This window comes from Cellulosimicrobium marinum, assembly GCF_020551945.1.
GTDB lineage: Bacteria > Actinomycetota > Actinomycetes > Actinomycetales > Cellulomonadaceae > Cellulosimicrobium > Cellulosimicrobium marinum.
This window is the reverse complement of the sequence record NZ_JAJBZH010000007.1, coordinates 19,097-30,398: the sequence shown is the minus strand read 5'-3', so window position 1 is coordinate 30,398 and position 11,302 is coordinate 19,097. Positions and strand designations below refer to the sequence as shown.

Below are 11,302 nucleotides of genomic sequence, written 5' to 3'. Positions count from 1 at the left end.
CCGGCCGCAAGGGTCCGGCGTCCACAGGCGACGGCGGGGAGTCCCCGGGACGTGCCCGGTTCGGCCACACTGACGGGGTGACGACCGTCCCGACCGCCCCCGGCGCCGACCGTGCCGCAGCCCGCGCAGCCGCCCGCCGGTGGCGTCCGGCCGTGGCCACGACCCGGCACGAGGTCGCCCTCCTGGCCGCCGCACGGCCCGCCATGGCGGGCCTCCTCCTCGCGGGCGGTGCGCTCGCCGGACCGCGCGCGGGCGGCGGGCTGCGGAGAGTCCCCGGGATCGGCTGGGTCACCGCCGACCCGACGGTGGGCCGCCGGGTGCTCACCGACCACCAGCACTTCACGATCGTCGGCGAGGGCGGCGTCGGGCACCTGTGGGCGCAGATCCTCGGGGACTGGGTCCTCGACCTGTTCGACGGCCCGGGCCACCACGACCTGCGCACGCGGTCGCGCGAGCTCTTCACGGAGGCGAGCGCCGCCGCGCTGGTCGACGGCGCGTGGTCGGGCGCGCTCGGCGACGCACGGGCCACGCTCGCGACCGGCGGTACCGTCGACGTCGGGCTCCTCGCCCGCGTCCTCGTGGGCCGCATGATGATCTCCCTGCTCGGCGTCCCGGCACCGGGCGGCGTCTCGCCCGGCACCCGCACGCCGGACGACGACGCGCTCGCGGCCTTCGCGACGGGCGAGCGGCTCGCGTCGATCGCCCTCGGCAGCGCCGGGTCGACGTCCCTGTCGCCGGAGCAGGTGGTCGCCGCGCGGGAGATCGTCGACGAGCTGACGCGCGGTGTCCCGGACGGCTGGCGGCACGCCCCCGCCGACCGTCTCCTCGGGCGGTGCCGCGAGCTCGGTCTCGGCCTGGAGGAGACGACGGGCCTCGCGAGCCTGCTCATGGTCGCGGGCACCGAGACGTCGGCCTCCGCGATGGCCCGCACGACCGCCCTCCTCGTCGACACGGGCGAGCAGCACCGTCTCCTGCACCTCCTCGCCGAGGAGCGCGACCGTCCCGTCGAGCGGGCCCCGGGCGAACCCGACGCCGTGGAGAACGCCGTGCGGGAGGGGCTGCGGGTGACGAGCCCCGCGTCGGTCGTCGGCCGCGGCGTGTCCGCCGACGTCGAGGTCGCCGGGCGCACCCTGCGTGCCGGGGAGCGCATCATGGTCCTCACCTGGTCGGCCAACACCGCCGTCGGCCCGTTCCTGGCCGACCGCCCCTACGTGCGCGAGACCCGCCAGCTCTGGTTCGGCGCCGGACGCCACCTGTGCCTCGGGGCGGCGCTCGCGCGCGCCGAGATCGCGGCGCTGCTCCACGCCCTGTGGGACGACGGCGCCCCGTTGCGCGTCGTGTCACGCCGCGCGAAGCGCCGCGTGCTCGTCCCCGGCTACGAGACGCTGGTCGTCGCTCGCGCGTGACGGCGGCGCGGTCCTCGTGCCGGGGGCAGGTCGTGGGTCGGGCTCAGTCGCGGGCCTGCCACGTGCACACGCACGCCTCGTTCCCCTCGGCGTCGGCGAGCACCCAGAACGACGGCGCCCGCCGGTCGGAGACGAGGTGCCCACCTGCCGCGACGGCTGCGGTGACCCGTGCCTCCGCGACGTCGTGGGGGACGGTGACGTCGACGTGGATGCGGTTGCGCTGGGGCCGGGGTGCGTCCATCTGCTGGAACCAGAACGCCGGCGCGTGCGTCGTCGGGTCGGCGAGGGACGGCGCCGCGCCGTCCGGCCCGTGCTCGTCGTAGCCGAGCACGGCGCGCCAGAACGGCTGGACCGCGGACCCGACGAGCGCGTCGACCGCGATCTCCAGCTCCTGCACCGCCGCCGGGTCGGCGCGCAGGTCGAGCTCGCGGGCCGCCGCGGAGACCTGGCGCGCGAGCTCGACGTCGCGACGGCTGAGCCCGCCGACGTCGTGCGAGGTGAGCCGCACGGTGACCGTGCCGTACCGCAGGTCGACGTCGGGGTGGTGGTTCGCCGCCTCGGCGAGCTCGCCGATCGCGTCCACGAGCTCGACGCCCGCGGTGAACGACCCGGTGCGGAACAGCGTCTGCGCCGTCGCGAGCAGGACGCGCCAGTCCTCGACGCCGTCGCTGTCGTGGAACTCGCGCGCGGTGACGCGGTCGCTCGTCGTGCCGGTCATCTCGTGGCCTCCCGGTGTGCCGTCCGCGTCGTCGCGCCTCGCGTCTCACGGTAGCGAGGGCGACCACCGCACGCGCGCCCGGGCCCGCCTATGCTCGGCGCGGGACGAGGACGGGAGGTGTGCGGTGGTTCCGGCGCCCGGTCGACCCGACCTCGGCATCCTGCCGGGGGTCGAGCCCGTCGCGCTCGCAGCCCCTTCGACGCCTCCGGGGTCGACCGGGCGGACAGGGCTGGCGGTCCGGTGGGGCACGACGGCGCGCTGCGCACCCTGGGCGCTGCCCCTCGCCGACCGCGTGCTCGACTCGGCGGAGCGGGCGCGGGCGCGGGCGTTCGCCCACGAGGCCGACCGTGCGACGTACGTCGTCTCGCACGTCGTCCTGCGGCTCCTCCTCGCGCGCCGGACCGGGACGGCCGACGCCGGTGGCCTCGGCCTGCGCCGCGACGCGTGCCCGACGTGCGGCGGCCCCCACGGGCGCCCCGTGCTCGACGGCGGCCCGCACGTCTCCCTCAGCCACACCGCCGGGGTGTTCGCCGTCGCGCTCGCCGACGTCCCGGTGGGCGTCGACGTCGAGACGCCGCCCACCGCCGCCGCCGTGCGCGACGTGAACCCGAGCCTGCACCCGCGCGAACGAGCGGAGATCGACGCCTCCCCCGCCGACGTGCGCAGCGCCGCGTTCGCCCGGGCGTGGACCCGCAAGGAGGCCTACCTCAAGGCGCTCGGCACCGGGCTCTCGCGCGGCCTCGCCCTGGACGACGTCGGCGCGGGGCCCGCACCGCGGTCCCCCGGACCCGGGTGGCACGTCGCCGACCTCGACCTGCCCGGCCCGTGCACGGGCGCCGTCGCCTGGGCCGACGTCGATCACGACGCCGGGTGACTACTCCAGGATCGCCCCGCGCGACGCGGACTGGACGAGCTTCGCGTACTTGGCGAGCACCCCGCGCGTGAACGTCGGCGGCAACGGTGCCCAGCCCTCGCGGCGGGCCGCGAGCGTCTCGTCGTCGACGAGCAGGTCCAGGGTCTTGCTCGCGACGTCGAGGCGGATGCGGTCGCCGTCGCGCACGAGGGCGACCGGACCGCCGTCGACCGCCTCGGGGGCCACGTGCCCGACGCACAGCCCCGTGGTCCCGCCGGAGAAGCGTCCGTCGGTGAGCAGCAGGACGGTCTTGCCGAGACCCGCGCCCTTGATCGCGCCCGTGATCGCGAGCATCTCGCGCATCCCCGGCCCGCCCTTCGGTCCCTCGTAGCGGATGACGACGACGTCCCCGTCCGTGATCGTGCCGTCCTCCAGCGCGTCGAGCGCGGCGCGCTCGCGCTCGAACACGCGCGCCGTCCCCTCGAACACGTCGGTGTCGAACCCGGCGGACTTCACGACGGCGCCCTCGGGCGCGAGCGAGCCGTGCAGGATCGTGATGCCGCCCGTCGGGTGGATGGGCCGGTCGAGCGCCCGCAAGATCTTGCCGTCCGGGTCGGGCGGGTCGATGTCGGCGAGGTTCTCGGCCACGGTGCGGCCCGTCACGGTGAGCGCGTCCCCGTGCAGGAGGCCGGCGTCGAGCAGCGCCTTCATGACGACGGGCACGCCCCCGATCCGGTCGACGTCGTTCATGACGTACCGGCCGAACGGCTTGAGGTCCCCCAGGTGCGGCACGCGGCTCGCGACCCGGTCGAAGTCGGCGAGGGTCAGCTCGACCTCGGCCTCGTGCGCGATGGCGAGCAGGTGGAGCACCGCGTTCGTCGACCCGCCGAACGCCATGACGACGGCGATCGCGTTCTCGAACGCCTCCTTCGTCATGATGTCGCGCGCGGTGATCCCGCGGCGCAGCAGCTCGACGACGGCCTCGCCCGACCGGTGCGCGAACGCGTCGCGGCGCCGGTCCGCGGACGGCGGCGCGGCCGAGCCGGGCAGCGACATGCCCATCGCCTCCGCGACCGACGCCATGGTGTTCGCCGTGTACATGCCGCCGCACGCACCCTCGCCGGGGCAGATCGCCCGCTCGATGCGGTCGACGTCCTCGCGGCTCATCAGGCCGCGCGCGCACGCCCCGACGGCCTCGAACGCGTCGATGAGCGTGACGTCCTTCTCCGTGCCGTCGGAGAGCTTCACCCAGCCGGGCATGATCGAGCCCGCGTAGAGGAACACGCTCGCGAGGTCGAGGCGCGCCGCCGCCATGAGCATCCCCGGCAGGGACTTGTCGCACCCGGCGAGCAGCACCGTGCCGTCAAGGCGCTCGGCCTGCACCACCGTCTCCACCGAGTCCGCGATGACGTCGCGGCTGACGAGCGAGAAGTGCATCCCCTCGTGGCCCATGGAGATGCCGTCGGAGACGGAGATCGTGCCGAACTGCAGCGGGTAGCCGCCGCCCGCGTGCACGCCCTCCTTCGCGCCCTGCGCGAGGCGGTCGAGCGACAGGTTGCACGGCGTGATCTCGTTCCACGAGCTCGCGATGCCGATCTGCGGCTTCGCGAAGTCCTCGTCGCCCATCCCGACGGCGCGCAGCATCCCGCGCGACGCCGTCGCCTCCAGGCCGTCGGTGACCTGGCGGGAGCGAGGCTTGAGGTCGGGTCCGGCGTCGGTGTCCGTCATGCCCACACTCTAGGAACGGAGCAGCCGCGCGGCGAGGGGACGCCTCAGGTGACACCCGCGGTCGGCCACGAGACGCCGCGGTGTTGACCGACGAGCGAGACAGCGGGCGGGACGTGCCGGGTCGTGGCGGGCCTGGCGGGAGCGCCCGAGGAACGAGGGCGCGGATGGGAGACCCGGCACGTCCCGCCCCCAGGCTCGCAGACCAGCCCGGACGAAAGAGCCAGCGACGGGTTCAGCGACGACGGATGAGCGACACGTCCCGCACGGCGCCGCGGTCCGCCGACGTCGCCATGGCGGCGTACGCCTGCAGCGCCGGGGACACGTACCGGTCGCGGTCGACCGGCTGCCACGGGTTCTCCCGCGCCTCCATCTTGGCGCGGCGCTCGGCGAGGACGTCGTCGGGGACGTTGAGGCGGATGAGGCGCGTGTCGACGTCGATCTCGATCTCGTCGCCGTCCTCGACGAGGCCGATCACTCCCCCGGCGGCCGCCTCGGGCGAGACGTGCCCGACGGAGATGCCGGACGACCCGCCGGAGAACCGGCCGTCGGTGATGAGCGCGGTCACCTTGCCGAGCCCGCGGCCCTTGATGAACGACGTCGGGTACAGCATCTCCTGCATGCCCGGCCCGCCGGCGGGGCCCTCGTAGCGCACGACGACGACGTGCCCGGGCTGGACCTGCTTGGTGAGGATCTTCTCAACGGCCTCGTCCTGCGACTCGCAGACGAGGGCCTTCCCCACGAAATGGAAGACGTCGGGGTCGACGCCCGCGGTCTTGAACACGGCGCCGTCCTCGGCGAGGTTGCCGCGCAGCACGGCGAGGCCGCCCTCGACGGTGTAGGCGTGCTCGAGGTCGCGGATGCAGCCGTCGGCGGCGTCGGTGTCGAGCGACTCCCACCGGTTCGACGTGGAGAACGCCTGCGTGGTGCGGACGCCGCCGGGGGCGGCGTGGAACAGCTCGACGGCGCGCTCGGTGGCCTTGCCGCCGCGCACGTCCCAGTCGTCGAGCCAGGCGCGCAGCGTCGGGGTGTGCACGGAGGTGACGTCGTGGTCGAGGAGACCGGCGCGGTCGAGCTCGCCCAGCAGCGCGGGGATGCCGCCCGCGCGGTGCACGTCCTCCATGTGGAAGTTCGGGTGGTTCGGTGCGACCTTCGACAGGCACGGCACCTGGCGGCTGATGCGCTCGATGTCGGTCAGGTCGAAGTCGACCTCGCCCTCCTGCGCCGCGGCGAGCACGTGCAGCACCGTGTTGGTGGACCCGCCCATCGCGACGTCGAGCGCCATGGCGTTCGCGAACGCGGCCTTCGTCGCGATGCCGCGGGGCGCCGCGGTGTCGTCCTCGTCGTCGTAGTAGCGCCGTGCGAGGTCGACGATGGTGCGGCCGGCCTCGAGGAAGAGCTCCTTGCGCGCCGAGTGCGTGGCGAGCGTCGAGCCGTTGCCCGGCAGGGACAGCCCGAGCGCCTCGGTGAGGCAGTTCATGGAGTTGGCGGTGAACATGCCGGAGCACGACCCGCACGTGGGGCAGGCGTTCTCCTCGACCTGCGCGAGCGCGGCGTCGGACACGTTGTCGTCGGCCGCGTAGTTGATGGCGTTGACGAGGTTGAGGTGCGTCTTCGCGACCCCGTCCGCGACGACGGCCTTGCCCGCCTCCATCGGCCCGCCGGACACGAAGATCACCGGGATGTTGAGGCGCAGTGCGGCGTTGAGCATGCCGGGCGTGATCTTGTCGCAGTTGGAGATGCACACGAGCGCGTCGGCGCAGTGCGCGTTGACCATGTACTCGACCGAGTCGGCGATGAGGTCGCGGCTCGGCAGGGAGTACAGCATGCCCGCGTGACCCATCGCGATGCCGTCGTCGACGGCGATGGTGTTGAACTCCTTGGAGACGCCGCCCGCCTCGCGGATCGCCGAGGCCACGAGGTCACCCATGTCCTTGAGGTGGACGTGACCGGGGACGAACTGCGTGTACGAGTTCGCGATCGCGACGATCGGCTTGCCGAAGTCCTCCGAGCCCATGCCGGTCGCGCGCCACAGGGCGCGGGCGCCGGACATGTTGCGGCCGTGCGTGGACGTCCGGGAGCGCAGGGGGCGGCTCATGGGGTCAGCTCCTTCGACGGGGGGCCGCGACCGTTCCTCCGGCCGCCGGGCCACATTACGCCTCGTCGCGCTCGCGCGGGCGAGGCGTCCGGAGCGTGGTCGGGGACCCTACGTACGTACCCGTGGATCGGTACGGGTTCTCCACGCAATCCGGACGTCAGGGTTGAAACCGGCGCAGGTCGCTGCCACGGTCGAGACGCCGGACGTCGTCCGGCTCACCGTTTCTCGAAGGGGGCACCACCATGTCCAGCACGACGAGCACGACCTCCCCGCCCGGCACGGGGCCGGCGACGACGGAGGCCGTGGCGGCGACGAACGCGCCCGGGCCGGTGACGCAGGAGACCGTCGTCACCACGACCTCCGCGCGGTACGCGCTCGCGGCGGCGCGGCTCGGCGGCGCGGTCGTCTTCCTCTGGCCGTTCACCGACAAGCTGCTCGGCCTTGGGTACGCCACCCCGGCCGAGCGCGCGTGGGTCGCCGGCGGCGCCCCGACGCAGGGCTACCTGCAGAACGGGGTCCAGGGCCCGCTCGCGAGCACCTTCACCGCCATGGCGGGGCCGCTCACCGACTGGCTTTTCATGCTCGGTCTGCTGGGCGTCGGTATGGCCCTGCTCCTCGGCATCGGCCTGCGCGTCGCGGCCGTGAGCGGCTCCGTGCTCTTCGCGCTGCTGTGGCTGTCCCAGTGGCCTGTCACCCCGGGCTCGACCAACCCGGTCGTCGACTCGCACGTCGTGATCATCCTGCTGCTCGCGGTCCTCGCCACGACCCTGTCGGGCGACACGTGGGGCCTCGGCCGCCGCTGGGCCGTGCTGCCCCTCGTCCGCCGGGCGCCCTGGCTGCGCTGAGCGGGAGGCCGAGCGCGGTTCGACATCCCGCGGGTCTGCCCGCGTGCGACGATGCGGCGATGGCGATGTTCGCACCGATCCCGCTCGAGCTGCGTACGGCGCGGACCCTTCTCACCCCGCTGCGGATCGAGGACACCGCGTGGCTCACGCGTCTCTTCGCGACGCGAGACGCACCACCCGTGGACGAGACGGAGACCCGTCGGAGGATCGGAGCCATGGACGCGCTCGTGGCTCAGGGGATCGGCGCGCGGGTCCTCCGGCCGCTCGACGGGTCTGCGCCCCTCGGCTACGTCGCCGTGCTCGTCGGCCGTGGGACGTTCGACGAGCCGGAGATCGCCTGGGAGCTCCTGCCGGAGGCTCGCGGCCAGGGCTGCGCGACCGAAGCGGCGACGGTCCTGCGCGACGCCGCCCTGGCGACCGGACGGCGTCGGCTCTGGGCGACCATGCGACCCGTCAACGCGTCGTCACGACGCGTGGCGGAGAAGCTCGGCATGACCGTCGACCGGACGACGACCGACGGGCGCGGGACAGTCGAGTGGTGGTCGACACCGACCTGACCGGCGGGCCAGCTGCGGCCCCGGGACGTCAGGAGCCTGCCGTCCGCACGCCCTCGAGGTCGTCGGCGTGGCGGATGTGCCGGGTCACCCACGGTGCGAGCGCGAACAGCGCGAGCGCGAAGACGAGGGTGACTGCTCCGATGCCGCCGAAGTACGCGGTGTCCGAGACACCCTCGGTCACCTGGACGACCTGCGCGGTGATGGCCTGGCCGGCGGCGGGGGCGAGGAACCACAGCGCCATCGCCTGCGACCGGAACGCGCGCGGGGCGAGCAGGGTGGTCGCGGCGAGCCCGACGGGCGACAGGCACAGCTCGCCGAGCGTCTGGATGACGTAGACGAGGACGAGTACCCAGGCGGGGGCCTTGCCGTCGCCGACGACCGCGGAGGCCGCGGCGAGGAAGAGGAACGACAGGGACGCGAGCGCGAGGCCGATCGCGAACTTGTTCGCCGTCGCGGGGCGGTCGCCGGTCCTCAGCCAGATCCACGCGAACACCGGCGCGAGGAGGATGATCGCGAGCGGGTTGACGGACTGGAAGAACTCGGGGCTGATGGTGAAGCCGAGGAAGGTCAGCTCGGTGCGGTCGCGCGCGAACGACGACAGGGTCGTGGCGGCCTGCTCGAAGATCATCCAGAAGAGCATCGCCGCGACGAACAGCGGGATGTACGCGATGACGCGGGGGCGTTCGGCGTCGGTGACCTTCGGCGAGCGGTACATGACGACGAAGTACGCGATCGGCGCGAGGAACGCCAGGTAGGACATCGTGTCGATGAACGTGTCGATGCCGAACCCGCCCGCGACGAGGACCGCGACGAGCCCCACGACCACGACGCCGGCCGCGATGATCGCGAAGATCCGGGCGATCGTCGCGCGCTCCTCGGGCCGGACCGGGTTGGGGACGTGCGCGCCGGCCTCGCCCAGGAACCGGCGGCCCGCGACGAAGAACACGAGCGCGACCGCCATCCCGACGGCGGCCACGGCGAACCCGGCGTGGTACCCGCCCCACGCGCGCGCCGCGCCGACGAGGAACGGGGCGAAGAACGACCCGAGGTTGATGCCCATGTAGAAGATCGAGAACGCGGAGTCGCGCCGCGGGTCGTCGCGGGCGTAGAGCTCGCCGACCATGGACGACACGTTGGGCTTGAGGAGGCCGGTGCCGAGCGCGACGAGCGCGATGCCGACCATCGAGAACGCGATGCCGGGGACGGTCAGGCTCACGTGCCCGGCGGCGATGATGATGCCGCCGTACAGGACCGAGCGGCGTGACCCGATGACGCGGTCCGCGAGCCAGCCCCCGACGACGGACAGCAGGTAGACGCTCGTCCCGTAGATCGACACGAGCGCGAGACCGGTCGTCTCGTCGAGCGCGAGCCCGCCGTTCGCGACGGTGTCGGTGAGGTAGAACAGCAGGATGGCGCGCATCCCGTAGTAGCTGAACCGCTCCCACAGCTCGGTGGTGAACAGCGTGAGCAGCCCGCGCGGGTGCCCGAAGAAGGCGTGGTCGCCCTCGATGCGCCCGGCCGCCGGCCCTGTGCTGACCTCGGCCCGTGCGCCGTCGCCGGGCTCGTCCCCGCCCCTGTCCATGAGTGCGATGCTCCCACCGGCGAGCGTCCGCGGCGACCGTTAGCGTGGCGAGATGCCCTCGATCTGGTGGTCGCGCCGCGACCTGCGGCTCGCCGACAACCCTGCCCTCGTCGCCGCGACGGACGCCGCCCGCGCGGCCGACGACGACGTGGTGGCCCTCTTCGTCCTCGACCCTCGCCTGTGGGACGGTGCGGGTGCGCCACGCCGTGCGTACCTCGCGCGCAGCCTCGCCGCGCTCGACGAGGCGACGGGCGGGCGGGTCGTCGTGCGGCGGGGCGACCCGCGCGACGTCGTGCCGGCGCTCGCGCGCGAGGTCGCGGCGGAGGAGGTCCACGTCGCGGCGTCGTTCGAGCCCTACGGACTCGCGCGCGACGAGGCGGTCGAGACCCTGCTGGCCGACGCCGGCGCGCGCCTCGTGCGGACCGGCTCGCCGTACGCCGTCGCCCCGGGGCGGGTGCTGAACAAGCAGGGCAACCCGTTCCAAGTCTTCACCCCGTTCCGTGACGCATGGGTCGAGCACGGGTGGCGCGGCCCGGCGCCGCGGCCCCGCGAGATCCCGTGGGCCGAGGTGCGCTCCGACGGCCTGCCGGACGACCCCGGCACGGACGCCGACCTCCCCGCCGCGGGCGAGGCCGCGGCGCGCGCCCGCTGGCGCGCGTTCCTCGCGGACCACCTCGCGGGGTACGCGAGCGAGCGCGACCGCCCCGACCGGCCCGCGACGTCGGGCATGTCGGTCCCGCTCAAGTGGGGCGAGCTGCACCCGCGCACGCTGCTCGCCGACGTGCGCGACGCTCTGCACGAGGCTCGCGACGAGGGCACCGCCCTCTCCGACGACGCCCTCGCCTACCGGTCGGAGCTCGCGTGGCGCGAGTTCCACGCGGACGTCCTCTTCCACCACCCCGCGGCGGCGCACCGCTCGCTGCGCACGGTGGTGCCCGACGACGCGTGGGCGGTCGGGGCGGAGGAGGACCGGTTCCTCGAGGCGTGGGCTGCGGGGCGCACCGGGTACCCGCTGGTCGACGCGGGGATGCGCCAGCTCCTCGCGGAGGGGTGGATGCACAACCGGGTCCGCATGGTCGTCGCGTCGTTCCTCGTCAAGGACCTGCACGTGCGCTGGCAGCGCGGCGCGGACCACTTCATGGCGCACCTCGCGGACGGCGACGTGCCGCAGAACCAGCTCAACTGGCAGTGGGTCGCGGGGACGGGGCGCGACGCCGCGCCGTACTTCCGCATCTTCAACCCGGTGACGCAGGGCAAGAAGTTCGACCCCGACGGGTCGTACATGCGGCGGTGGGTCCCGGAGCTGCGGGGCGTCGAGGGGTCGGCGGTGCACGAGCCGTGGCGGCTGCGCGAGCAGCCGGAGGGGTACCCGGAGCGGCTCGTCGACCACGCCGAGGAGCGGCGGGTGTCGCTCGACGACTTCGAGCGCGCGCGACGGTCCTGAGCCGGCGGACCCGCCTGCCGTGCATTTATCAACCGAATGGTTGACATGCTCTCGGGAGCGGCGTAGCGTCGTCG

Annotated in this window: 9 protein-coding genes; 5 read left to right on the top strand and 4 right to left on the bottom strand. The window is 74.1% G+C overall.

Annotated elements, in window-relative coordinates; all coding sequences use genetic code 11:
- Positions 1 to 77 precede the first annotated feature (77 nt).
- A complete protein-coding gene (locus LGQ04_RS15055; RefSeq protein WP_229244773.1) occupies positions 78 to 1,406 on the top strand; it encodes a cytochrome P450 in 1,329 nt (442 codons plus the stop codon).
- 43 nt (positions 1,407 to 1,449) lie between these two features.
- Here the strand turns inward: LGQ04_RS15055 and LGQ04_RS15050 are convergent, their stop codons facing one another.
- On the bottom strand, positions 1,450 to 2,124 hold the full coding sequence (locus tag LGQ04_RS15050) for a 4a-hydroxytetrahydrobiopterin dehydratase (RefSeq protein WP_229244771.1): 675 nt from the start codon (positions 2,122 to 2,124) through the stop codon (positions 1,450 to 1,452).
- 124 nt (positions 2,125 to 2,248) lie between these two features.
- Between LGQ04_RS15050 and LGQ04_RS17840 the strand changes: the two genes are divergently transcribed.
- Entirely contained in the window at positions 2,249 to 2,998 is a 750-nt protein-coding gene (locus tag LGQ04_RS17840) for a 4'-phosphopantetheinyl transferase family protein (RefSeq protein ID WP_229244770.1), read from the top strand.
- Here LGQ04_RS17840 and ilvD (LGQ04_RS15040) read toward each other — a convergent pair whose 3' ends face one another.
- Together ilvD (LGQ04_RS15040) and ilvD (LGQ04_RS15035) are read right to left on the bottom strand one after the other, a co-directional pair.
- Entirely contained in the window at positions 2,999 to 4,705 is a 1,707-nt protein-coding gene (ilvD, locus tag LGQ04_RS15040; RefSeq protein WP_229244768.1) for a dihydroxy-acid dehydratase, read from the bottom strand.
- 232 nt (positions 4,706 to 4,937) lie between these two features.
- Positions 4,938 to 6,800, bottom strand: a complete 1,863-nt coding sequence (ilvD, locus tag LGQ04_RS15035; protein ID WP_229244767.1) for a dihydroxy-acid dehydratase — start codon at positions 6,798 to 6,800, stop codon at positions 4,938 to 4,940.
- A 242-nt stretch (positions 6,801 to 7,042) separates the two neighbouring features.
- On the opposite strand from ilvD (LGQ04_RS15035), the gene LGQ04_RS15030 reads away from it, so the two are divergent.
- Positions 7,043 to 7,645, top strand: a complete 603-nt coding sequence (locus LGQ04_RS15030; RefSeq protein WP_229244766.1) for a DoxX family protein — start codon at positions 7,043 to 7,045, stop codon at positions 7,643 to 7,645.
- Between the two features lie 59 nt (positions 7,646 to 7,704).
- A complete protein-coding gene (locus LGQ04_RS15025) occupies positions 7,705 to 8,202 on the top strand; it encodes a GNAT family N-acetyltransferase (RefSeq protein WP_229244765.1) in 498 nt (165 codons plus the stop codon).
- A gap of 28 nt (positions 8,203 to 8,230) precedes the next feature.
- Here the strand turns inward: LGQ04_RS15025 and LGQ04_RS15020 are convergent, their stop codons facing one another.
- Positions 8,231 to 9,784 (bottom strand): peptide MFS transporter, encoded by a 1,554-nt coding sequence (locus tag LGQ04_RS15020; protein ID WP_229244764.1) that lies wholly within the window; start codon positions 9,782 to 9,784, stop codon positions 8,231 to 8,233.
- A 52-nt stretch (positions 9,785 to 9,836) separates the two neighbouring features.
- Between LGQ04_RS15020 and LGQ04_RS15015 the strand changes: the two genes are divergently transcribed.
- A complete protein-coding gene (locus LGQ04_RS15015; protein ID WP_229244763.1) occupies positions 9,837 to 11,228 on the top strand; it encodes a cryptochrome/photolyase family protein in 1,392 nt (463 codons plus the stop codon).
- Positions 11,229 to 11,302: the final 74 nt, after the last annotated feature.

Bases quoted from the DNA above. Each gene is read 5' to 3' on its own strand.
- ilvD (WP_229244767.1), bottom strand. From the start codon at position 6,800: ATGAGCCGCCCCCTGCGCTCCCGGACGTCCACGCACGGCCGCAACATG.
- LGQ04_RS15050 (WP_229244771.1), bottom strand. From the start codon at position 2,124: ATGACCGGCACGACGAGCGACCGCGTCACCGCGCGCGAGTTCCACGAC.
- LGQ04_RS15025 (WP_229244765.1), top strand. From the start codon at position 7,705: ATGGCGATGTTCGCACCGATCCCGCTCGAGCTGCGTACGGCGCGGACC.
- LGQ04_RS15020 (WP_229244764.1), bottom strand. From the start codon at position 9,784: ATGGACAGGGGCGGGGACGAGCCCGGCGACGGCGCACGGGCCGAGGTC.
- LGQ04_RS15015 (WP_229244763.1), top strand. From the start codon at position 9,837: ATGCCCTCGATCTGGTGGTCGCGCCGCGACCTGCGGCTCGCCGACAAC.
- LGQ04_RS15030 (WP_229244766.1), top strand. From the start codon at position 7,043: ATGTCCAGCACGACGAGCACGACCTCCCCGCCCGGCACGGGGCCGGCG.
- ilvD (WP_229244768.1), bottom strand. From the start codon at position 4,705: ATGACGGACACCGACGCCGGACCCGACCTCAAGCCTCGCTCCCGCCAG.